Origin of the sequence: Stenotrophomonas rhizophila (assembly GCF_000661955.1) — a bacterium.
GTDB lineage: Bacteria > Pseudomonadota > Gammaproteobacteria > Xanthomonadales > Xanthomonadaceae > Stenotrophomonas > Stenotrophomonas rhizophila.
On the sequence record NZ_CP007597.1, the window covers coordinates 4295265 to 4317636 of the forward strand.

Here is a 22372-nt window from a genome sequence, read left to right on the forward strand (position 1 = left end):
CATGAATTCCCTGCTGATTGGCCTCCTCTCGACTCTCGCCACATCGTGTTCAGCGGCCTTGCCAAACACCGACGTTGGCCGCGTCAATGAAGCCATTTCCATCTCCCATGATGGCAAGAGTATTTTGTTGGTGGATGCGACGACACATCAGTCTTGCACAATCGCAACGGGTGCAACGCCAGCCAGATTTTCATCGGACGGCAGCGCCATCCTGGTCTCCGCGGGCGCTTACGTTCCAAAGAGCACCTTGGTCCATTGTGGCAACCAAGTCCTTCATCCAATCGATGTTCCAGCAGAGATGGGTGCACTAGCTGATGTGAGTATTCCGGGCAATGTGTACGTCGGGATGGTGCTTGTTGATGTTCAACCGGCTTCATATCTGGCAGTGGTTGCGCACCTTGGATCTACTACGAACCTGGTTTCATTGCCGGGCGCATACATAGACACTCTACCCATCTCAGCGCTGCGCGAGAACGCCTTCTTCTATGACGAGGAGGCTGGTCCATTTCCGTTGATCTCAAGCGATGGAAGATACGTCGCGGTCGATGGCAACCCGGATTGCAGTGCTCAGGCGAAGCTTGGCGTTTGGGACATCCACGAAAACAAGAAGGTTGTTCTCAATGGAGAACGCTCCGCAGTGGAAGCAGAGTGCAGGGGACTATTTGAGTCTGGTCCAGGCGATCGAGGCTCGCACTGAAGCGCGTTATCGGACACTCAATTGTAGTAATGAACGTGGTGGATTGCGGACACGCTCAACAGTCTGCAGATCGATACCACGGAGTTTGATCCATGGCGCGAGCACTTTTTCCATTTCTCCCCTTTCTCCTGTCAGCCGGCACATGCTTCGCTGCTGCACACACGCGAACGTTGCAGGAGCGTTGCGCGAATGCAGCGGTTGACGACCTGGTTGTGATTAGGGCATCTCCGCAAGGCCATGAAACGATCAGCGCTTGCCCACCCGGAGTGGATGGTGAGTGCATGTACAGCCTGACCGTTGGTCAAACCTACAGCGCTGGCAAGCCAGATCTCAATGCCGACGGTCGCCCAGACCAACTTGTGAAGCATTTCGGCTCTAACTACGGTGACGTCGACGTAGTCCACTACCTTGGATTCGTGCAATGCGGGGATGGCACGGCCATCAACGTGCTTGAGGGACAATTCAAGGATGTCATCGCGCCAGTCGTCATCACGGAACCGTGGCCAGATCTGACTGCCACGCGTGGGTGTGCAGCGTCCGGACACGAGGAAGACCCGCCGCAAAGGATCAAACTCAGCTTCAATCCTGAAAGCTACCGCTATGAGGAAGATTCCAAGCTGGATCCCGCTTCTGTGTGCATAAGCTCCCCATGACCCGCATTCGACGTTATTCCCAAGCACCGCACAGCTCCCCTTACGCACAGACACGACGGGCGGTCCCCCGACCGCCCGTCGCCCCGGCCTTCCCTGGCCGCCCTTGGTGATCGTCAGGCTGCCCGTTCGGCGTTGAACTGCTCTTCCTCGGTCGAGCCGCTCAGGGCGGTGGTCGAGGACTGGCCCTGCTGGATGGCCTGGGTGACCGCGTCGAAGTAGCCGGTGCCGACCTCGCGTTGGTGCTTGACCGCCGTGAAGCCGCGGTCGGCGGCGGCGAATTCGGCCTCCTGCAGCTCCACGAAGGCGCTCATCTGGCGGCGGGCGTAGCCGTGGGCCAGGTTGAACATGGAGTAGTTCAGGGCGTGGAAGCCGGCCAGGGTGATGAACTGGAACTTGTAGCCGTACTTGGCAATTTCCTTCTGGAAGGTCGCGATGGTGGCGTCGTCCAGGTTCTTCTTCCAGTTGAAGCTGGGCGAGCAGTTGTAGGCCAGCAGCTTGCCCGGGAACTTGGCATGGATGGCTTCGGCGAACTGGCGGGCGAACTCCAGGTCCGGCTTGCCGGTTTCACACCAGATCAGGTCGGCGTAGGGGGCGTAGGCCAGGCCGCGGCTGATCGCCTGGTCCAGGCCGTTGCGGGTCTTGTAGAAGCCTTCCACGGTCCGCTCGCCGGTGGTGAACGGCTGGTCGTTGCCATCCACGTCGCTGGTCAGCAGGTCGGCGGCTTCGGCATCGGTACGCGCCACCAGCAGGGTGGGCACGCCCATCACGTCGGCGGCCAGGCGCGCGGCGTTGAGCTTCTCGATGGCCTCGCGGGTGGGCACCAGCACCTTGCCGCCCATGTGCCCGCACTTCTTCACCGAGGCCAGCTGGTCTTCGAAGTGCACGCCCGCCGCGCCGGCCTCGATCATCGCCTTCATCAGCTCGAAGGCGTTGAGCACGCCGCCGAAGCCGGCTTCGGCATCGGCCACGATCGGCTGCAGGAAGTCGATGTCGTCCTTGCCTTCGGCGTGGTGCAGCTGGTCGGCACGCAGCAGGGTGTTGTTGATGCGCTTGACCACCGCCGGCACCGAGTCGGCCGGGTACAGCGACTGGTCCGGGTACATCTGGCCGGCCAGGTTGGCGTCAGCGGCCACCTGCCAGCCGGACAGGTAGATGGCGTTCAAGCCGGCCTTCACCTGCTGCATGGCCTGGTTGCCGGTCAGCGCGCCGAGTGCGTTGACGAAGTCTTTTTCCTGCAGGTAGGTCCACAGCTTTTCGGCACCCAGCCGCGCCAGCGAATGCTCCACGTGCACGGTGCCGCGCAGGCGCACCACGTCGGCGGCGGTGTAGTTGCGGGTGATCCCGGCCCAGCGCGGGTCGGTGGCCCAAGCGTGCTGGATCTGTTCGGCGGTCTGCAGGGTGCTCATGTCGGTTCTCCAGGAAGGGAATGCGGGACGCCGGACGGTGCCGGGCTGGGGTGGGAAGGACAGCGGGGCAGAGCCCCGCTCTACGGGTGTTTGGGCTGGCCGGGACCGGGCAGCGGGGCAGAGCCCCGCTCTACGGGTGTTTGGGCTGGCCGGGACCGGGCAGCGGGGCAGAGCCCCGCTCTACGGGGTGTTTGGGCGTAGAGCCGGGCTCTGCCCGGCTGGCGGGGTGCAGGGCAGCGGAATCAGGCGAGGCGGTCGTAGGCCGGCAGGGTCAGGAAGTCGGTCAGGGTGTCGCGGCGGCTGAGCTCGGCCAGCAGCGCGATGGACTCGGGCAGGCGGGCGCTGCCGGGCAGCGCGCGGGTGTCGCCGAGCCGGGTGGGCAGCTGCGCCAGGGTGGCGTCGAGCAGCGCCAGGTCGATGGCGGTGCCGTCGTCCAGGTGCTGGCCGGGGGTGTGCAGCCACTGCCACAGCTGGCTGCGGCTGATTTCGGCGGTGGCCGCGTCTTCCATCAGGTGGTGGATGGGCACGCAGCCGTTGCCGTCCAGCCAGGCGGCCAGGTAGCGCACGCAGACTTCCACATTGCCCTCGAAGCCGGCGCGGGTGATGGTGCCGGTGGGGGCGGCGATCAGTGCGTCGCGGCCCACCTGCACGTCATTGCGCAGCACGTGGTGCTGGTTCGGCGTGGGCATGTGCGCGTCGAAGATCGCCTGGGCAATCGGAATCAGCGCCGGGTGCGCCACCCAGGTGCCGTCGTGCCCGGCGGTCACTTCGCGCAGCTTGTCGGCACGCACCCGCGCCATCGCCTGTTCGTTGGCGGCGGCATCGTGGTTGATCGGGATCTGCGCGGCCATGCCGCCCATGGCATGCGCGCCACGGCGGTGGCAGGTGCGGATCAGCAGTTCCGAATAGGCCTTCAGGAACGGCTGGGTCATGGTCACCTGGCCGCGCTCGGGCAGCACCTTGTCGGCGTGCTGGCGGAAGGTCTTGATGTAGGAAAAAATGTAGTCCCAGCGGCCGCAGTTCAGGCCGACGATGCGGTCGCGCAATGCGTGCAGGATTTCATCCATCTCGAACGCCGCCGGCAGCGTCTCGATCAGCACGGTGACCTTGATCTGGCCATGCGGCAGGCCGAGCATGCCTTCGATGTGCGACAGCGCGGTTTCCCACAGCGCCGCTTCTTCCATCGACTGCAGCTTGGGCAGGTAGAAGTACGGGCCGCGCTGCTTGCACATCAGCGTGCGGGCGTTGTGGAAGGCGAACACCGCCGCGTCGAACAGCCCGCCGGCGATGGCCTGGCCGTCGATGCGCACGTGCTTTTCGTCCAGGTGCCAGCCACGCGGCCGCACGATCAGCACCGCCTGTTCGTTGAACGGGCGCAGCGTGTACTGCTTGCCCGGCTTGCCCTCCACCGACGGGCCGGTATGGGTGAGGTCGCCGCGCACCGCGCCGATCAGCGCCTGCTGGCCGGCCAGCAGGTTGGCCCAGGCCGGGGCAGTGGAATCCTCGAAGTCGGCCATGAACACCTTGGCACCGGAGTTCAGCGCGTTGATGACCATCTTCGGGTCGGTCGGCCCGGTGATCTCCACGCGGCGGTCCTGCAGCGCGTCCGGCAGCGGCGCCACGCGCCAGTCTTCGCTGCGGATGTGCGCGGTGTCGGCGCGGAAGTCCGGCACCCCGCCGCCATCGAAGAAGGCTTGGCGGGCCACCCGGGCCTGCAGCCGGCGCTGGCGCTCGGGCTCCACGGCGCGGTGCAGCGACACCAGCAAGGCCAGTACCCCCGCCGGCAGCAGCGCGGACTGGCCGGCAAGCTGGGTGGTCAGCGCGATCCCGGGGGTGGCTGGGGCATCGGCGGGCGTGGGCTGGGCAGTGGCGAAAGCGGCGACGGCGGACATGGCGGGCTCCTGCATTGCGGTAGGCCCCACCGTGCGCCGCCGTACCGTATATGACAAAACAGTTATAGCAATGCTTTACATAAGTTGTGCTTATACTCGTGACGCCATGCCCACACCGCCCGCGCCAAGTCCCCGTTTTTCCTACAAGTCTGACCGGCTCAAGCCGCTGCGGGCGTTCTGCCAGACGGTGCGCCTGGGGTCTGTCTCACGGGCGGCTGAGGCACTGTTTGTCAGCCAGCCGGCCATCAGCCAGCAGTTGCAGGCGCTGGAGCGCGAACTGGGCGTGGATCTGTTCGAGCGCAGCGGGCGCCGCCTGGTGCCCAGCCGCGAGGGCCAGCTGCTGTTCGAGATGGCCTTGCCGCTGGTGGAGAACCTGGACGGGCTGGAGGCCAGCTTCCGCGACAAGGTGAAGGGCCTGGATGCCGGCGAGCTCAACATCGCCGCCAACAGCTCGACCATCCTGTACCTGCTGCCGCGCATCGTGGAGCGCTTCCGCCAGCGCCACCCGGACGTGCGCCTGACCCTGCACAACGCGATCAGCGCCGACGGCACCGACCTGCTGCGCAGCGACGCGGCCGACCTGGCGGTGGGTTCGATGACCGACGTGCCGGCCGACCTCAGCTACGCCCCCGCCTACCGCTTCGAGCAGGTATTGATCGCCCCGCCCGGGCATGCGCTGGCGCGCGGCGAGCTCAGTCTCGAGGCGATCTCCCAACACCCCCTGGTGCTGCCCCCCAAGCGCCAGATCACCTACCGGCTGGTCGACCAGGTGTTCCAGCGCCACCGCCTGCCCTACACCGTGGCGCTGGAAGTGGGCGGCTGGGAAGTGATCAAGCAGTACGTGGCGATGGGCATGGGCATCTCGATCGTGCCGGCGCTGTGCCTCAACGATGCCGACCGCGACCGGCTGGTGACGCGCTCGATGAGTGCCTGGTTCCCCGAGCGCAGCTACGGGGTGATCGTGCGCCGCGGGCGTTTCCTGTCGCCGCAGGCGCGTGCCTTCATCGAGCTGATCCAGCCGGACCTGTTCAGTCCGCGCAGCTATGATGAAAGCGGTCATTCCGAGCGCTGACGCCTGCCCTGCCATGTCGATCGAACTGCGCCACCTGCGCTATTTCCTGGCCGTCGCCGACACCCTGCATTTCGGCCGCGCGGCCGAACGCCTGGGCATGTCGCAGCCGCCGCTCAGCCAGCAGATCCGTCAGCTGGAAACACTGCTCGGCGCACGCTTGTTCCTGCGTGCGAACCGCCGCGTGGAGCTGACCGAAGCCGGCCGCGTGCTGCAGGAACAGGCCACGGCGGTGCTCGAACGCATGGACAAGGCCGTCGACCTGACCCAGCGCGCGCAGCGCGGCGAAACCGGCGAGCTGCGCATCGGGCTGACCCGCGCAACGCCGCTGTCCACGCAGATTCCGCGCGCGATCTTCGCCTACCGCCAGCAGTTTCCGCAGGTGCAGTTGAAGCTGCGCGAGATGAACACCCTGCAGCAGATCGATGCGTTGATGGCCGGTGAGCTCGACGTCGGGCTGATCCGCAAACGTGCTTTGCCGGCGCCATTGATGTCGCGCAAGCTGTTCAGCGATCCGCTGGCGCTGGTGGTGCACGACCAGCATCCGCTGGTGCGGGCGCTGCCGGCTGACGCGTCGGTGGCGCTGCGATTGTTCGCGCACGAACCGTTCGTGGGGTTCCTGCGCGAGGTCGGTGCCGGGATCCACGATCACTTCATCGCGTTGTGCCGCAGCGCGGGCTTCACCCCCCGCATCATCCAGGAGGCTGGCGAGGCCTCGACGCTGATCAGCCTGGCCGCCTCCGGCCTCGGGGTCACCGTGCTGCCCGCCTCGTGCAGCCATATCCAGGTGGACGGCGCGCGCTTCGTGGCACTCAGCGACCGCGCCGCCAGTTCGGAAGTGCACGTAGCCTGCCGACGCGGCACCGCCTCGCCGCTGATCGCACATTTCACCCAGCTGCTGCAGGGCCAGGCCCACGGTTGAGCACGGGCGAGGCCAACAGCGGAAGAGACACATCCCATACAAGGACAGCCATGCTGATCGGCGCACCACGTTCCATCTTCAACCCCTACGAGTGGCTGCCTGGGTATGGCGAATCGACGGTGTCCTTCCGCTCCGAAGGCCTGGATGTCGTCCTCGAGGTGGCCTACGAAAGAGAAGCACCGGACGATGAGCGGGATGAGGCGATGACGATGCTGACACGCGAGATACGCTTCAGCCGCGTGCATTCGCTGATCAAACAGCCGTTTCCGGGCAGCACGCTGTTCGCGTTCGACGCAGGATCAGGGCGCTACACGCTGGGTGAGCTGACCGAATTCACCCAGTCCGACTGGGCCGCAGGCAGCCTGGCGGCATGGCGGTCGATCTCGTCCCATACGCCGCCGTCGCTGCGCCACTTCAGCATTCAATTCATGGCGGAGAATGTGGCGTTCCACGTCCTGGCCGAAGACGTTGTGCTGCTGGAGGAGCGCCCCGTCGTGCATGCCGGCTAGGCGGTCTGCACGGCGCGGCCGTCAGCGGCTCACCGCCAGCGCGGCGCCCGCCGGTTGCACACGTTGCCCCAGCCGCCAGGCAATCACGCCGCCGGCCACTGTCAGCACGCCGACGAAACCGCACACGCCCAGCCAGTCCCAGTGGGTGTAGAACACGCCGCCGATGACGCCGGCCACGCTGGACCCCAGGTAATAGGCGAACAGGTACAGCGCCGACGCTTCGGCGCGCAGCGTGCCGGCCCGGCTGCCGACCCAGCTGCTGGCCACCGAGTGCCCGCCGAAGAAGCCGAAGGTGACCAGCGCGATGCCGGCCGCCATGCAGCCCAGCCACGGCAGTGCCAGCAGCACGATGCCCAGCGCGATCAGCCCGTAGCAGATGGCCAGCACGCGGCTGCGGCCATGCCGGGTGGCCTGCTGCCCCATCCATGCCGAGCTGAAGGTGCCGACCAGGTACACGCTGAAGATCAGGCCGACCACGGTCTGGCTCAGCCGGTACGGCGGTGCGAGCAGGTGGTAGCCGAGGTAGTTGTAGAGGGTGACGAATACGCCCATCAGCACGAAGGCGGTGGCGAACAGCCACGGCAGGCCGGGGTCGGCGAACAGACGGCCCCAGCGCGCGGGAAGTTCGCGCAGGCCGCTGCGGCGCTGCTGGAAATGGCGCGACGGCGGCAGCTGGATCCACAGCAGCACGGTGCTGAACAGCGCGATCAACGAGACCACGCCGATGCCCCAGCGCCAGCCCCAGTGGTCGGCCACGATGCCCGCGATCAGCCGGCCGCTCATGCCGCCAATGGCGTTGCCGCCGATGTACAGGCCCATCGCCAGGCCCAACGCGCGGCTGTCCATTTCTTCGGCCAGGTAGGTCATGCCCACCGCCGGCACGCCGCTCAGCGCAATGCCCAGCAACGTGCGCAGCACCAGCAGGGTGGACCAGTCGGTGGCCATCGCGGTGGCGACCGACAATACGCTGGAGACCAACAGCGCCGCCACCATCACGCCGCGGCGGCCGATGCGGTCGGAGATCAGCCCGGCGATCAGCATCGACACCGCCAGCAGGCCGGTGCTGAGCGACAGGGTCAGCGCGCTGTTGGCCGCCGAGACGCCGAAATGCCGGCTGAACTCGGGCAGCAGCGGCTGCACCGTGTAGAGCAGGCCGAAGGTGGAGAACCCGGCCAGGAACAGCGCAGCCGCCGTGCGCCGGAACGCGGGCGTGCCCTGCTGGATCTGGTCTGCCGCTCTCGCCGTGGGGGCTGGGGAGCTGCGGTCGGGAACCGCTTCGGTGTCGCCATTCATGCGGAAAGGGCCCGCCTGCGCGGGCCCGGACGAGAAGTCAGCGCTCAGGATAGGCAGCGTCGACAGGTCGATCCATAACCTGGAATGTCTGCATCGAGACGTTCTACATATCGATTCAGATCGCGACCGTGGTTACAGCGCCTGCCAGGTCAGGCCGTCCCCGCGCCGGTAGTAGACGTGCGAGGCCTTGCCGTACAACGCGCTGGCCTGGACCAGCCCGAAGAAGCGGCCATCGGCGCTGTTGCCGCGGTGGTCGCCCAGCATCAGCACCTTGCCGTCCGGCACGGTCAGGCCGGTGATGTCCGGCCCGCCGCCCTGGCCCAGATCGAGCTGGGCCACATGCTGGCCGAAGTCCTCGACCTCGCCCTGGCTGGCGTCGGCCAGCGGCCGACCATTGATGCTGAGGTGGCCGTCATGCAGCTCGACCCGGTCGCCGCCCACCGCGGCAATCCGCTTGATCAGGCGGATGCCGTCCACGGGGGAGTCGAACACCGCCACGTCGCCGCGCTGCGGCTGGCCGGTGTGCAGCAGCTCGACCGAGGTGAAGGGCAGGCGCAGGCCATAGGCGCGCATGTCCACCACGACCCGGTCGCCCGGCATCAGGGTGTGCTGCATCGAGCCGCTGGGCACCTGGTAGTGGTTGGCCAGCGAGTCGCGCGCGGCCAACAGCAGGCCCAGCATCACGGCCAGCGGCAGTGCTTCCTTCTTCAGCCAGTGCACGATGCGGTTGGAGGGTGCGGCGGTGGGTTCGGTAGCGGGCATATCCATGGCCAGGCTCTCTCGGGGTGTGGGGCTATGACCGTGGCGGGGCCCGCCAAGTTCCCCGGCCACGGGCCCAGAAGCTACGCGGAATTTATGCGCTGCAGGCACCGGGGGCATGGCGGTTTTACGCGGTCCGGTCGCATCGTGGCACCACCGCGCCGCAAGGCGCTTGAACGAGGTGTTGCATGACCATCCTGATGATCCGGCACTCGCCGCCTGGCGCGGCACCGGACGCCCTGCCGCTGCCTGCCCGGGTGGCCGGGCACCGCGTGGCCTGCCGCGACTGCGATTCCCTGCCGGCGCTGGTGCGCTGCCTGCAGCGCGCGCAACGCAGCCGTCCGGCGCTGGTGCTGATCGCCACCACGGCGGTGGATGCGCCGCAATGGGCGCGCTATGGGCAGGCGCTGCGCACGGCGCTGGAGGCGCTGCCGGCGCCCTACATCGAGATGGCCAGCAACGACGATGACGCGCTGGACGAGCACCTGCACCCGCAGCACGCGCCGACGGCGCGGGTGGTGTGCAGCAGCGGCCGCGACGATGCGTGCCGGCTGTCGCTGGCGATCGCTGCGCGTCGCCTGACGGCGGAGGGCTGAGCCATGTCGATCTTCATCATCCGTGGTCCGGAGGCGGCCGGCGCGCTGATCCGCACCGCGCAGCCGTTGCCGGCACCGGTCCTGAAATCGCTGGTGCACCGTGCGATCGATGCGGGCACCACGGTGGCCATCCGCGCATGCGGGTCCGAACAGGAACTGCTGGATGCACTGCGCGTGGCCGACCACAGCCGTGGCGAGGTGACCCTGCTGGACCCGGGTGCGTGCGTGGGCAGCCTGCGCCTGCAACAGCTGCTGCCGTACCTGCGCAATGCCTATGTGGAAGTGCACGACGATGACACGCGCAGTCCCGAAGCGTGCCTGCCGCCGGACATCGGCCAGCGCATCGGGGTGGCGCACGGGTACTGCGCGCAGAGCTACATGCATGCGCTGGAGATCGCGTTGGACCACCTGGGGTGCAGCGAGATCGTGGACGGGGTGCACGTGGGGACGTGAGGGACACGGCCGCCACGCGCGGGGGTCGGTCGGTGGGTCGGGCGCTGGGGCCCCATGCCCTTTCCGGCGAATGTCCTCCGGCGTCGGCCTGCGGCCGCCCCCTCCCCCTTTATTTCGCCTCCAAGGGCACGGGGCCCCAGCGCCCGACCCACCGACCAACGCCAGAAAGGCTTGGCTTCTGCCTGCTTACCGCAAGCCGAGTCCCGTAGCGGCCGGTAGGCGCCTGGGCAAAATAAAGGAGGAGGCCGCTCCGCGGCCGGGGGACATTTGCGCCAGGGGCCTACCGGCCGCTACGGGGCCCTCACGCGCGCGACAAGCAAAAAAAAACGGCAGGGTTTCCCCTGCCGTTTTCGTTGTACCCGGCCGCGGTTACTTCAGGCCGCGGTTGACCAGCAGCGGTTCCACCGACGGGTCCTTGCCGCGGAAATCGCGGTACAGGTCCGACAGCTCCACGCTGTTGCCGCGCGAGAGGATCTTGTCGCGGAACACCTGGCCGTTCTGCGCGGTCAGGCCGCCGTTTTCCTTGAACCACTCGAAGGCGTCATGGTCGAGCACTTCGGCCCAGAAGTAGGCGTAGTACCCGGCCGAATAGCCACCGCCCCAGATGTGGTCGAAGTAGGTGGTGCGGTAGCGCGGCGGCACCTGCGGCAGGTCGACCTTGAACTTCTTCAGCGCGCCTGCTTCGAAGCTGGCCACGTCCTGCAGCGGCGCGTCGGCCGGCTGGGTGTGCCAGGCCAGGTCAAGCAGCGCGGCCGACAGGTACTCGGTGGTCGCATAGCCCTGGTTGAAGGTGCGCGCCTTGAGGATCTTGTCGACCAGTGCCTGCGGCATCGGCTCGCCGGTCTTGTAGTTCTTGGCGTAGTTGGCAAACACCTTCGGGTCCAGCGCCCAGTGTTCGTTGAACTGCGAGGGGAACTCGACGAAATCGCGCGAGGTGCTGGTGCCGGCGATGGACGGGTACTTCACCTTCGAGAACATGCCATGCAGGGCGTGGCCGAACTCATGGAACATCGTGGTCACGTCATCGAAGCTGAGCAGCGCGGGCTGGCCGGCGGCGGGCTTGGTGAAGTTGCACACGTTGTAGACCACCGGCTTGGCACCGGTCAGGCCGTCCTGTTCGACGAACACGTCCATCCAGGCGCCACCGGACTTGCTGTCACGCTTGAAGTAGTCGGTGTAGAACAGGGCCAGCGAGGTGCCGTCCTTGTCGAACACTTCGTAGACCTTCATGTCCGCGTGGTAGGTCGGGATGTCGGTGCGCGGCTTGAAGGTGATGCCGTACAGCTGGGTGGCGGCGTAGAAGACGCCGTTCTGCAGCACGTTGTCCATCTCGAAGTACGGCTTGATCTGCGACTCGTCCAGATCGTACTGCGCCTTGCGCACCTGTTCGGCGTAGAAGTCCCAGTCGGACGCGGCCAGCTTGAAACCGCCCTTCTGGGCGTCGATCACCTTCTGCATCTCGCCGATCTCACCGCGCGCCTTGGCGGTGGCCGCCGGCACTGTGTCGGTGAGCAGCTTGAGCGCGGCCGCCGGGGTCTTGGCCATCTGGTCGGCCAGGCTGTAAGCAGCGTAGTTGTCGAAGCCCAGCAGCTTGGCCTTCTGCGCACGCAGCTGGGCCAGGCGCTGTACGGTCTGGCGGGTGTCGTTGGCATCGCCCTTTTCGGCGCGCGTTTCCGACGCCTTGAGCACGGCGGCGCGCTGCTCACGGTCGCTCAGCGAACCGAGCACCGGCTGCTGGGTGGTGTTCTGCAGCGGCAGCAGGTACTTGCCGTCCAGCTTGCGGTCCTTGGCGTCGGCCGCGGCGGTGTTGATCGCGTCCTCGTCCAGGCCGGCCAGCTTGGCCTTGTCGTCGACCACCACGGCACCGGCGGCGGTGGCGGCTACCAGGCGGGTGTGGAACTGGGTGGCCAGCGTGGTTTCTTCCACGTTGAGCTTGCGCAGCGAGGCCTTGTCGGCGTCGTTGAGCTGCGCGCCGGCGCGCACGAACTCCTGGTAGTCACGCTCGACCAGGCGCAGCTGCACCGGGTCCAGGCCCAGCGACTGGCGCTGGTCGTAGATGCTCTTGATGCGGGCGAACAGCTTCGGGTCGAGGTTGATCTCGTCCTGGTGGTCGGCCAGCTTCGGGGCGACTTCTTCCTGGATCTTCTGGCGCGCGTCGTTGGTATCGGCCTGGACCAGGCCGAAGAAGATGCGCGACACGCGGGTCAGGGTCTCGCCGCTGCGCTCCAGCGCTTCGATGGTGTTGTCGAAGGTGGCCGGCTCGGGGTTGTCGGCGATCTTGCGGACCTCGGCCAGGTGCTGCTTCATGCCTTCGTTGAAGGCCGGCAGGTAGTCACTGTCCTTGATCTTGTCGAACGGCGGCGCCTGGAACGGCAGCGTGCTGGCGCTCAACAGGGGATTGGTGGAGGCATCGGCCGGCTGCTGCGCGGCGGGGGTCTGGGTGTCGGACACGGGGGTGGACTCCTTGCCGGAACAGGCCGCCAGCGCCAGGCTGATGGCAGCGGCCAAAACTACGGTACGCGACATGAAACGGGCTCCTTGGAATGGGATGCGACTGCGGAAAAACCGCAGCCGATCACCCTACTCCGATTGCCCGGGACCGGCATGTGCCGGACGTGGCGTATGGCTGTGCAGCCCCCGGCGCCAGCCACGGCGGGGGCTGGCGGGACTCAGACGGTGCCGCGGTTCTTGCCCTGCCACGGCTGGTAATAGGCGCGGATGGCGGCCATGTCGGCCGCGTCGTCGCCGCTGGAGTGGAACAGCGGGCCGATCCCGATGACCTTCTCCGGGTAGTGGAAGTACGCCGCCAGCACCGGCACGTCGGCCATCCGCGCGATCTTCAGGAACCCGGCCTTCCAGTGGGTCACCGCCTTGCGGGTGCCTTCGGGGGTGATGGCATACCACATGCGTTCGGATCCCCGGATCAGGCTGACCGCCTGCTCGACGGTGCCCTGCGGCGAGCTGCGGTCCAGCGGGATCACGCCCAGCGCGCGCAGCAGCGGCGACAGCGGCCACCAGAACAGCGAGGCCTTGCCCAGCACCTTCACCTGCATACCCAGCGCGATCTTGGCCGCCATGCCCCAGAACCCGTCCCAGTTGGACGAGTGCGGGGCAATGATGAAGACCAGCTTGGGCACGTCGGGGAAGGTGCCCACCACCTTCCAGCCGCCCAGGCGCAACGTGCAGCGGGCCAGCCAGCGAAGGAAGCGGTTCGGTTTGACCTGCGGCATGTTGGGCGGAACGGCCGGCAACAGCGGACTTCGGTTGTTCAAGCAATCACTCCCAATTGCGTGTGGTGCGTCCGCGCTTGATCTGCGCGCGGCCTTTTTTCTCGTCCAGGCGGCGCAGCTTGGCGCCATACGAGGGCTTGGTGGCCACGCGCGGCTTGGGCACGCTGAGGCTTTCCTGGATGAAGGCGGCCAGGCGCTCGCGGGCATCGTCGCGGTTGCGGTCCTGGGTGCGGAAGCGCTGGGCGTCGATGACCAGCACGCCTTCGCCGGTCATGCGCCGGTCGCGCCGCGCCAGCAGGCGCGAGCGCAGTGGTTCGGGCAGCGACGGCGAGCCGGCCACGTCGAAACGCAGTTCCACGGCGGTGGAGACCTTGTTGACGTTCTGGCCGCCGGCGCCGCTGGCGCGCACGAACCGCTCGACGAGTTCCGCATCGGGAATCGACAGGTGCGCGCTGATGATGACGGGTGCAGAAGCCATGGGCGGCATTGTAAAGGCAGGACCGGGTCCAGGGGTGGGGCAAACATCCCCGATGACGCCGATAACGTCCGCAAACTACGGCCTGCTGACGCCTTCGCAGGTATCCTCGGGGTTCCATGCCACGCAGGATGCCCCGCACATGCTTTTGATCCGCTCCCTGGCCATTGCCACCACTCCCCGCCGTGCGCTGACCCGTGTCGGCCTTGTCCTGGCGCTCGGCCTGGCCGCGATCGCGCCGGCAGTGGCCGCGCCGCCGTCCGATGCCGACATCAACCGGCTGCTGGCCGCCTCACGTGCGCAGACCATGCTGGACAGCATGCTGCCGCAGATCGAGGCGATGCAGCGCCAGCAGTTCCAGCAGGTGGCCCAGCAGCGCCAGCTGGACGCGCAGCAGCAGGAACAGATGAAGCGGATGGAGGCACGCACCACCCAGACCATCCGCCAGGCGCTGTCGTGGCAGCAGCTGCGGCCGATGTACGTGGACCTGTACAAGAAGAGCTTCAGCAAGGAAGACGTACTGGCGATGGCCGAGTTCTACGAGAGCTCGGCCGGCCAGAGCCTGCTCGACAAGACCCCGGCGCTGATGCAGAACGTGATGGTGGCCATCCAGGAAAAGATGCAGCCGCTGTTCGTGGACCTGCAGAAGGACCTCGAGGCGATCATGAACGAGGCGCCGGCGCCGACGCCGCCGCCCGCCCGGTAACGCACCCCGCCCCGGTAGAACCGACCGTTGGTCGGTTGCACGGACACCACCTCGGCTCTACCCGGTTGGATTCCGGGCGGTTGGTTGGCTGCATGCGGCACCTCGGGCGTAGAGCCGACCGTTGGTCGGCTGCACGGATAACCCGGGTGCCGCGTGTGGAGCAGCCGACCAACGGTCGGCTCTACCGGGTTGGATTCCGGGCACATTTCAGCCGGTTGGATCCCGGGCACATTTCAGCCCGACCAGACCCCGCTCAAACCGCATCCCACCCCAACAGATCCATCGCCTTGCGGAACTCACCGTCCACCGGGGCGCTGACATCCATCGCGGTGCCATCGGGGTGCGGGAAGCGCAGGCGTTCGGCGTGCAGCAGCATGCGGTGGATGCCCTGCATGCGGAAGCTGCGGTTGTGCCGTCCATCACCATGGCTGGTGTCGCCGATCAGGTGATGCGACAGGTGCTTGAGGTGGCGGCGGATCTGGCGGAAGCGGCCGGTCTGCGGCTGGCAGCGCAGCAGCGCATAGCGCGAGGTGTCGAACTCGCCGACGGGCACGGCGATCTCGCCCACGGCCACGCGCTGGAAATGGGTGATGGCCTGTTTCTTGACCGGCTTGCCCGGACCACCGTCGAGGTCGTGGTCGACGGTGAACGCCTCCTCGGCCGGCCAACCGCGGCAGATGGCCAGATAGTCCTTGGTCACGTCACCGCCCATCAGCGCCTTGCCCAGCACGCTGGCGCTTTCGCGGTCGAAGGCCAGCAGCAGGCAGCCACTGGTGGCACGGTCCAGACGATGCACGAGGAAGATCGGCTTGCCGAGCTGCTCGCGCAGGCGGTCGGCGAGGAAGTCGTCTTCGCCACGGGCCAGTTTGCTGTCGTGGACCATCAGCCCGGCGGGCTTGTTGACCACGGCCAGGCGATCGTCCACGTGCAGCAGCTGCAGCGGGGCCGCGTCGGCGGTGGCGGGGAGTGCGCTGTCGGTATCGGTATCGTTCACCGACCGATTATCCCCGCCACGCGCGGGCAGCGCCATCGGTGATGATTCAGGCGGCGCTGCGTGCCGCGATCAATCCGTCGTTGCGGATCATCGCGCACACTGGCGTCGAGGGCAGCCGTGAGTACCTGCAGCCCCAGGTCAGCGCCGCCACCACGCACTGGCCAGCGAGAACAGGCCGGCCGCGCCGCTCACCCAGCTCCATACCGGCGCATCGCCGAAGTACCAGCCGCCCGGCTGCATGCCGTACAGCACCGCCGCCACGATCAACAGGCCGACACCGGCGATCGCCGCCACCGCGCGCTTCTGCAGCTTCTGCAGGTTGGTGTTGAGCGCCACCAGGTCCTGCGAGCGCATCGACAGCTCGTGCCCGCCTTCCACCTGCTGCTTCAACCAGGCGTGCACCAGGCGCGGCATGTCGGGGGTGTGGGTCATGATTTCCGGCAGCCGCTTGCGCAGCTCCTTCAGCACCCGGCGCGGGCTGTAACGCTCGCGCAGGATGCGTTCCAGCACCGGCCGTGCCACCGCCCAGATGTCCAGCTCCGGGTCGAGCTGGCGGCCCACGCCTTCGATGTTGAGCAGGGTCTTCTGCAGCAGGATCAGCTGCGGCTGCAGGGTCAGCTCGTAGCGCTGCGCCACGCGGAACAGCTTGATCAGTACTTCGGCCAGCGAGATCTGCGACAGCGGGCGGGTGAAATACGGTTCGCATACCGAACGCGCCGCCGCTTCCAGCTCGTCGATGCGCACGTTGTTGGGCATCCAGCCGGCTTCAACGTGGAGCTCGGCCATGCGCCGGTAGTCCTTGTTGAAGATGGCCATGAAGTTTTCGGCGAGGTAGTACTGATCCTGCTCGGACAGCTGGCCCATGATGCCGAAGTCCAGCGCGATGAAGCGCGGGTTGTCACGCCGGGCCGGATCGATGTCGACCCAGATGTTGCCGGCGTGCGCATCGGCATGGAAGAAGTTGTCGCGGAACACCTGGGTGTAGAACACCCGTACGCCCTTGGCGGCCAGTGCCTTGCGGTCGATGCCGGCCTTGTCGAGCGCGGCGATGTCGTCCGACGGAATGCCCCACACCCGTTCCAGGGTGAGCGCGCGCTCGGCGGTGTGGCTCCAGATCACTTCCGGTACGTACAGGTCGTCCGAGTCGACCCAGTTGCGGCGCAGCACGCTGGCATTGGCGCCTTCGCGCTGCAGGTCCAGTTCGGCGGCCAGGGTGTTCTCCACTTCGGCCACCACTTCGCGCGGGCGGATCTTGTCGGCGCGCGGGTGGGTGCGCTCGACCAGCGCGGCAGCGGAGTTGAGCAGCGCGATATCGGCGCCGATCTGCTTTTCAATGTCGGGGCGCAGCACCTTGACCACCACCTGGCGGCCATCGGCGAGGGTGGCCGCATGCACCTGCGCGATCGAGGCCGAGGCCAGCGGCTGCAGGTCGAAGCTGGCGAACGCCTCACTGACCGGGCGGCCCAGCGCCTGCTCGACGATGCGCTGCGCGGTGGCACCGTCAAACGGCTTCACCCGGTCCTGCAGCAGGGTGAGTTCGTTGGCGATGTCGGCCGGGATCAGGTCGCGGCGGGTGGACAGGATCTGCCCGAACTTGACGAAGATCGGGCCGAGGTCCTGCAGCGCCAGGCGCAGGCGCGCGCCGCGCGACTGGGCGGCGATGTCGGCCGAGGCGCGCGGCACGAACGGCTTGGCCACGCGCAGCCAGCGCTCGGCCACGGTGCCTTCCAGCAGGTCGTCCAGGCGGTAACGCAGGATCACGCGGCCAATGCGGGTGGCGCGGAACATCGCCTTCATGCGCGCACCTGGCGCAGGCGCTGCACGCGCACGGTAATGCGTTCCACATCGTCGCGCATCACATCCACGTCGTCGTGGAAGGCTTCCAGTTCTGCTCGCGGTACCACGTCGCGGGACTCCTCGGTGACAAATTCAGCGGCGCTGTGCGCCAGGTCGGACGCGCCGCGGCGCGCGTGCTGCAGCGCCGAACGCAGGCTGTTGGCCACCTGCACCCCCAGCACCTCGCCGAACACACGCACGAACGGCTGCTGCCAGTCCGGATCGAAACGGCTCGCCAGCTGCTGCAGGCGACGCGCCAGCTCGGCATCGCCGGAAACCTTGACCCGCCCGGCCGGGGCGGTGCCGCCACGGCGTGCATTGGCCAGGAACGGCAGTTGCGCCAGCACCCCACCCAGCGTGCTGCGCACCGCCAGGTCCGGTTCCTGCTGCGGGTCCACCGGGCCCACCGTCAGCCGCTCCCCGTCCACCCCGATCCGCATCGCCAGCGCGGGCGATTCCAGGGTGAGCGCGATGTGGCGGCCATCCAGCGCGGCCAGTGCGCCCCGGGTGTCCGGGTCCAGCGCCAGCGCGCGGTTGAGCGCCAGCTGCAGCGCATTGCCGGCCAGCGGCTTGAGGGAACTGAGGAGGGAACGGGCCATCGGTGCATTCTAACCGGCCCATGGCAGGCGGGAACCGTCGCCACGGTGCCCAGCCTGACGCGTGGATGAAGGCCGGGTGCGCCACGGCCGGCGGACCGGTTCATGCTAAGGGTCCACATACACACGCAGGAGCAGCAGCAGGCATGGGCAAGACGCGGGTAGGCATCATTTTCGGTGGCCGTTCGGCCGAGCATGAAGTGTCGTTGCAGTCGGCGAAGAACATCGTCGATGCGCTGGACAAGGAACGGTTCGACGTCACCCTGATCGGCATCGACAAGCAGGGCCAGTGGCATGTGAGCGACCCGCAGGCCTTCCTGCTGCACGCCGAGGACCCGGCGCGGATCGCGCTGAACCCCTCGGGCAATGCGGTGGCCGTGCATCCGGGCGTGGCGCGCCAGCAGCTGGTGCCCACCGACCCGGCCACCGCGCTGGAACAGATCGACGTGGTGTTCCCCATCGTGCACGGCACGCTGGGCGAGGACGGCTCGCTGCAGGGCCTGCTACGCATGGCCAACCTGCCGTTCGTGGGCGCTGGCGTGCTCGGGTCGGCGGTGGCGATGGACAAGGACGTGGCCAAACGCCTGCTGCGTGATGCCGGCCTGGCCGTGGCCCCGTTCGTCTGCTTCAACCGCGCCAGCGCAGCCAACGCCGACTACGCGGCCCTGGTGGCGCAGCTGGGCGCGCCACTGTTCGTCAAACCGGCCAACCAGGGCTCGTCGGTGGGCGTGAGCAAGGTGCACACCGCGCAGCAGTTCCATGAGGCACTGGCGCTGGCGCTGTCCTACGACCACAAGGCACTGGTGGAAACGGCCATCGACGGCCGCGAGATCGAGTGCGCGGTGCTGGGCAATGAAACGCCGGAGGCCAGCGTCTGCGGCGAGGTGGTGGTGCACGACGAATTCTATTCGTACGACACCAAGTACATCAGCGAGCACGGCGCCGACGTGGTGGTGCCGGCGGCGATCAGCGACGCCGACCAGCAGCGTATCCGCGCCATTGCCGTGCGTGCCTACCAGGCCCTGGACTGCGCCGGGCTGGCGCGGGTGGATGTGTTCCTCGGCCGCGATGGCGAGGTGGTCATCAACGAGATCAACACCCTGCCCGGCTTCACCCGGATCAGCATGTATCCCAAGCTGTGGGCGGCCAGCGGGCTGGGCTACACCGCCTTGATCACCCGCCTGCTGGAACTGGCGCTGGAGCGGCATGCGGGCGAACGTGCGCTGCAGAGCTCCATTACGACGACGGCCTGACCCCTTTCGAGGATCAGGCCGTCGTCAGGCGCCGCTGGGCACCCCGCGCTGGAGAGAGGTAGCGCGGGCTGCCCGGCGAACTACCCTCGCTTGCGGAACATCGACACCACCGCCAGGATCAGGAACACCACAAACAGGATCCAGGCAATGTTACTGGCAGCGCCGGCGATGCCGGAGAAGCCGAGCACCGCCGCGATGATGGCGATGACGAAAAAGATTACGGCGTAATGCAGCATGTCGATCCTCGCGTAATGCGTGCCGGATTGGCGTGCTGCAATCTTCACCAAACCGCGGTGTTCAGGAAGTGATGGCGCCCTCTGCGCGCGATGAAGACTTCAGCCTCGTGAGGCCTTCGTCAATGCTCACCTGCGGCACGTAGCCGAAGTCGCGGCGCGCCGGCTCCATGCTGTACCAGTGCGGCGTGCACAGCTGCTCGGCCAGGAAGCGGGTCATCGGCGGTTCGCCGCGCAGGCGCAGCAGCGGCCACAGGCGTTCGGCCACCGCGCCGATGCGGTAGGCGGTCTTGAAGCTGATCGACTTCTCCACCGCCGGGGCGCCCACGGCGGCCATCAGCTTGTTGAGCAGCTCGCGCATCGGCAACGGTTCGCCGTTGGAGATGAAGTACGCCTTGCCCGCGCACGCCGCGCCGGGGGCGAGGTGTTCAAAGGCCAGGAAATGGGCCAGCGCGGCATTGTCGATGTAGGTCGTGTCGACCAGGTTGGTACCGTCGCCGACGAAGCGCAGCCGGCCCGCGCGCGCGCGTTCGGCAAGGCGTGGCACCAGTTGCTGGTCGCCCGGGCCCCAGATCAGCCGCGGGCGCAGCGCCACCGTGGCCAGGGTGGCATCGTTGGCGGCCAGCACACGCTGCTCGGCGAGGGTCTTGGTGGCCGCGTAGGGCGCCTGGAAGTCTTCGCCGTAAGGCACCTCGTCGGCCCCCAGCCCTTCCACCGGATGGGTGGCGCGGTGGGTCACGCTGGGCGTGGAGGTGTAGATCAGCTTGCCCACGCCGTGTTCGCGACAGGCGGCAATCACGTTGTCGGTGCCCACCACGTTGGCCTGGAAGTAGCTGTCATAGCTGCCCCATGCGCCGGCCTTGGCCCCGTTGTGGAAGACCGCATCGACCCCGGCCACGGCGTGTCGCACGGCATCGGCGTCGGCCAGGTCGCCGCGGATCTGGCCCACGCCCAGCGCGGCCAGCGGCGGGTAATCGCCCCGGTTGAAACTGAGCACCTGGTGGCCACGCTGCACCAGCCCGCGGCACAGCGCCTGCCCGAGGAAGCCACCACCACCGGTCACCAGGATCTTCATGCGTGCGTTTCCACTTGGGTTGCGGCCCAGACAGCCAGCTTCTCGCGGCCGATCTTGGCGTTGTGGCGGATATCCACCGGGAAGCCCGGGTGCATCAGGAACTGTTCGATGCGGGTGGTGTGCGGGTGCGCGTCGGCCTCGTGGCGCAGGCGCTCGCGCAGCGCCGGCGTATCGGCCGCGCCGGGCTGCAGCTCCACGCACAGCACCGGCCGCTGCCGGCCGGCCGGCCCCACGCCGACCAGCGCGGTGCGGGCGATGCCGTCCAGCGCATTGAACACCGGCTCCACCTGTTCGGTGTACAGCGGGCCGTGCGCGGTTTCCAGCCGCTGGGTCTTGCGCCCGCAGAACCACAACCGGCCCTGCGCGTCGAAGTAGCCCACATCGCCCATGCGGTGCACTACCTGGGTGCGGCCATCGACCAGCACTTCGCTGATCTTGGCCGCGGCCGTGGCCTGGGGGCGGTTGAAGTAGCTGTCGGTGGCGGTCGGGCCGGCCACGGTGATCTCGCCCACCTCGCCCACCGCCAGTTCGCGTACCTGCGACCACTGCGGCAGCGGCGCGTCGTCGATGGCGATGATGCGCACCTGGTTGGGCGCCACCACGCGGCCCACGCAGGTGCCGGCGCCGGCCTCGGTGGCCTGGCGCGTGCTGTCCAGCTCGCGCCCTTCGATGACCGCCACCGGCAGGCACTCGGTGGCGCCGTACGGGGTCCAGAACTGCGCGTCATCGGGCAGCAGCCGGCGGATCCGCGCCACCACGTCCGGCGGCACCGGCGCGCCGGCCGAGGTAACCCGGCGCACGCCCTGCAGCGGCTGGCCATGGTCGGCGAGCACGCGCATCAGCGCCGGCGAGCCGAACAGCTGGGTGATGCCGAAGCGGGCGATGGCGTCGTGCAGCTTGCGCGGGTCGGCCTTGGCCGGGCGCGTGGGGTCCATGTCCGGGATCACCGAGGTCAGGCCCAGCGCCGGGTCGAACAGGGCAAACGGCGGGAAGGTCGGCAGGTCGACGCCGCCGGCCTCCATGCCGAAGGCGGCACGCAGCAGGTCGACCTGGCCCACGAAGTGGCGGTGGCGGTAGACCACGCCCTTGGGCACCCCGGTGGAGCCGCTGGTGAACAGGATCGCGGCGACATCCTCGCCGTCGGTGGCGGCCATCGGCTGCGGCGCCCGCGCGCCATCGGCCTCGATGCGGGCCAGCGTGGTGCCGCCCCAGCCCCAGCGCCGGCCCACCGTCACCCGCGTCTTCACCCCCGGGCACCAGCGCAGCACCAGCCGCGCCACGTGGGCCAGGCCGATGCCGATGAAGGCCTGCGGCTGGGCCTCTTCCAGGCACTGTTTGAGCGCGCGCTTGTCGATGCCGGGGTCGACCAGCACCGGCACCGCGCCGTTCTTGAACAGCGCGAACATCAGCAGGAAGAATTCCGGGGACGGCCGCACCATCACCACCGCGCGCACGCCACGGCCGATGCCATGCGCGGCCAGGCCGGCGGCCAGCGCGTCGCTGCGTGCGTTGAGGGTGCGGTAGTCCAGGGTGACGTCATAGGCCGCCATGCCGCCGGGGCCGGGCTTTCCCGGGCAGCGGATGGCAATCTGGTCGGGGCGCTCACGGGCCAGCTCGGGCAGGCGGGCGGCGATGTTGACGGGGCTGTTCATCCGTTCATTGTCGCCGCTGCAGAAAAATCTTGCGCGACGGCCAACGGCGTGGAAAATTCGCGCCCTTCCCTCC

22 protein-coding genes are annotated in these 22372 nt (G+C 67.8%); 9 read left to right on the forward strand and 13 right to left on the reverse strand.

Annotated elements, in window-relative coordinates; all coding sequences use genetic code 11:
* Position 1: 1 nt before the first annotated feature.
* Together DX03_RS21305 and DX03_RS21310 are read left to right on the forward strand one after the other, a co-directional pair.
* Positions 2 to 697: a hypothetical protein gene (locus DX03_RS21305; protein WP_185753399.1), complete on the forward strand. Its 696-nt coding sequence runs from the start codon at positions 2 to 4 to the stop codon at positions 695 to 697.
* A gap of 281 nt (positions 698 to 978) precedes the next feature.
* Positions 979 to 1350 carry a hypothetical protein gene (locus DX03_RS21310; RefSeq protein WP_185753400.1) on the forward strand — a complete coding sequence of 124 codons (372 nt, stop codon included), beginning with the start codon at positions 979 to 981 and terminating at the stop codon, positions 1348 to 1350.
* A gap of 113 nt (positions 1351 to 1463) precedes the next feature.
* Here the strand turns inward: DX03_RS21310 and aceA are convergent, their stop codons facing one another.
* A complete protein-coding gene (gene aceA / locus DX03_RS18865; protein ID WP_038691175.1) occupies positions 1464 to 2756 on the reverse strand; it encodes an isocitrate lyase in 1293 nt (430 codons plus the stop codon).
* A gap of 242 nt (positions 2757 to 2998) precedes the next feature.
* A complete protein-coding gene (aceB, locus tag DX03_RS18870) occupies positions 2999 to 4648 on the reverse strand; it encodes a malate synthase A (RefSeq protein ID WP_038691177.1) in 1650 nt (549 codons plus the stop codon).
* A 106-nt stretch (positions 4649 to 4754) separates the two neighbouring features.
* On the opposite strand from aceB, the gene DX03_RS18875 reads away from it, so the two are divergent.
* From DX03_RS18875 to DX03_RS18885, 3 genes are read left to right on the forward strand one after another with little or no spacing between them, the layout of a single operon-like run.
* The gene (locus DX03_RS18875) at positions 4755 to 5720 is read left to right on the forward strand and encodes a LysR family transcriptional regulator (protein WP_038691179.1); all 966 of its coding nucleotides are present in this window, start codon (positions 4755 to 4757) and stop codon (positions 5718 to 5720) included.
* 13 nt (positions 5721 to 5733) lie between these two features.
* Positions 5734 to 6639, forward strand: a complete 906-nt coding sequence (locus DX03_RS18880; protein ID WP_038691181.1) for a LysR substrate-binding domain-containing protein — start codon at positions 5734 to 5736, stop codon at positions 6637 to 6639.
* A 50-nt stretch (positions 6640 to 6689) separates the two neighbouring features.
* Complete coding sequence (locus DX03_RS18885) at positions 6690 to 7148, forward strand: hypothetical protein (RefSeq protein ID WP_038691183.1); 459 nt, start codon at positions 6690 to 6692, stop codon at positions 7146 to 7148.
* 21 nt (positions 7149 to 7169) lie between these two features.
* Here DX03_RS18885 and DX03_RS18890 read toward each other — a convergent pair whose 3' ends face one another.
* Together DX03_RS18890 and lepB are read right to left on the reverse strand one after the other, a co-directional pair.
* Complete coding sequence (locus DX03_RS18890; protein WP_038691185.1) at positions 7170 to 8441, reverse strand: MFS transporter; 1272 nt, start codon at positions 8439 to 8441, stop codon at positions 7170 to 7172.
* Positions 8442 to 8573: 132 nt separating this feature from the next.
* Positions 8574 to 9203, reverse strand: coding sequence for a signal peptidase I (lepB, locus tag DX03_RS18895; protein WP_425598316.1), 630 nt, complete (start codon positions 9201 to 9203; stop codon positions 8574 to 8576).
* A 185-nt stretch (positions 9204 to 9388) separates the two neighbouring features.
* Here lepB and DX03_RS20485 point away from each other — a divergent pair, with 185 nt between their 5' ends.
* A complete protein-coding gene (locus tag DX03_RS20485) occupies positions 9389 to 9796 on the forward strand; it encodes a hypothetical protein (protein ID WP_051598934.1) in 408 nt (135 codons plus the stop codon).
* Between the two features lie 3 nt (positions 9797 to 9799).
* Positions 9800 to 10249, forward strand: coding sequence for a 3-dehydroquinate dehydratase (locus DX03_RS18905; protein WP_038691188.1), 450 nt, complete (start codon positions 9800 to 9802; stop codon positions 10247 to 10249).
* A 369-nt stretch (positions 10250 to 10618) separates the two neighbouring features.
* Here the strand turns inward: DX03_RS18905 and dcp are convergent, their stop codons facing one another.
* From dcp to arfB, 3 genes are all read right to left on the reverse strand, one after another.
* On the reverse strand, positions 10619 to 12775 hold the full coding sequence (gene dcp / locus DX03_RS18910) for a peptidyl-dipeptidase Dcp (protein ID WP_038691190.1): 2157 nt from the start codon (positions 12773 to 12775) through the stop codon (positions 10619 to 10621).
* Positions 12776 to 12918: 143 nt separating this feature from the next.
* Entirely contained in the window at positions 12919 to 13521 is a 603-nt protein-coding gene (locus tag DX03_RS18915) for a lysophospholipid acyltransferase family protein (RefSeq protein WP_038691192.1), read from the reverse strand.
* A gap of 4 nt (positions 13522 to 13525) precedes the next feature.
* Entirely contained in the window at positions 13526 to 13957 is a 432-nt protein-coding gene (gene arfB, locus DX03_RS18920) for an alternative ribosome rescue aminoacyl-tRNA hydrolase ArfB (protein ID WP_038691194.1), read from the reverse strand.
* 139 nt (positions 13958 to 14096) lie between these two features.
* On the opposite strand from arfB, the gene DX03_RS18925 reads away from it, so the two are divergent.
* Entirely contained in the window at positions 14097 to 14660 is a 564-nt protein-coding gene (locus tag DX03_RS18925) for a DUF2059 domain-containing protein (RefSeq protein ID WP_051598935.1), read from the forward strand.
* 253 nt (positions 14661 to 14913) lie between these two features.
* On the opposite strand, the gene DX03_RS18930 is transcribed toward DX03_RS18925, so the two are convergent.
* The 3 genes from DX03_RS18930 to DX03_RS18940 form a co-directional block, all read right to left on the reverse strand.
* The gene (locus DX03_RS18930; protein WP_051599016.1) at positions 14914 to 15654 is read right to left on the reverse strand and encodes a pseudouridine synthase; all 741 of its coding nucleotides are present in this window, start codon (positions 15652 to 15654) and stop codon (positions 14914 to 14916) included.
* A 138-nt stretch (positions 15655 to 15792) separates the two neighbouring features.
* Positions 15793 to 17451 (reverse strand): ubiquinone biosynthesis regulatory protein kinase UbiB, encoded by a 1659-nt coding sequence (gene ubiB, locus DX03_RS18935; RefSeq protein WP_038691196.1) that lies wholly within the window; start codon positions 17449 to 17451, stop codon positions 15793 to 15795.
* Positions 17448 to 18089, reverse strand: coding sequence for a ubiquinone biosynthesis accessory factor UbiJ (locus tag DX03_RS18940; protein ID WP_038691198.1), 642 nt, complete (start codon positions 18087 to 18089; stop codon positions 17448 to 17450). Before DX03_RS18940 ends, ubiB begins: the two co-directional genes overlap by 4 nt.
* Before the next feature lie 143 nt (positions 18090 to 18232).
* Between DX03_RS18940 and ddlA the strand changes: the two genes are divergently transcribed.
* Positions 18233 to 19339 (forward strand): D-alanine--D-alanine ligase, encoded by a 1107-nt coding sequence (gene ddlA, locus DX03_RS18945; protein ID WP_038691200.1) that lies wholly within the window; start codon positions 18233 to 18235, stop codon positions 19337 to 19339.
* Positions 19340 to 19419: 80 nt separating this feature from the next.
* On the opposite strand, the gene DX03_RS20815 is transcribed toward ddlA, so the two are convergent.
* The 3 genes from DX03_RS20815 to oleC all read right to left on the reverse strand — a co-directional run bounded on the left by DX03_RS20815 (position 19420) and on the right by oleC (position 22299).
* A complete protein-coding gene (locus DX03_RS20815) occupies positions 19420 to 19575 on the reverse strand; it encodes a DUF1328 domain-containing protein (RefSeq protein WP_038691201.1) in 156 nt (51 codons plus the stop codon).
* Between the two features lie 61 nt (positions 19576 to 19636).
* Positions 19637 to 20647: a 2-alkyl-3-oxoalkanoate reductase gene (oleD, locus tag DX03_RS18955; RefSeq protein ID WP_038691203.1), complete on the reverse strand. Its 1011-nt coding sequence runs from the start codon at positions 20645 to 20647 to the stop codon at positions 19637 to 19639.
* Positions 20644 to 22299: an olefin beta-lactone synthetase gene (gene oleC / locus DX03_RS18960; protein WP_038691205.1), complete on the reverse strand. Its 1656-nt coding sequence runs from the start codon at positions 22297 to 22299 to the stop codon at positions 20644 to 20646. Before oleC ends, oleD begins: the two co-directional genes overlap by 4 nt.
* Positions 22300 to 22372 lie beyond the last annotated feature (73 nt).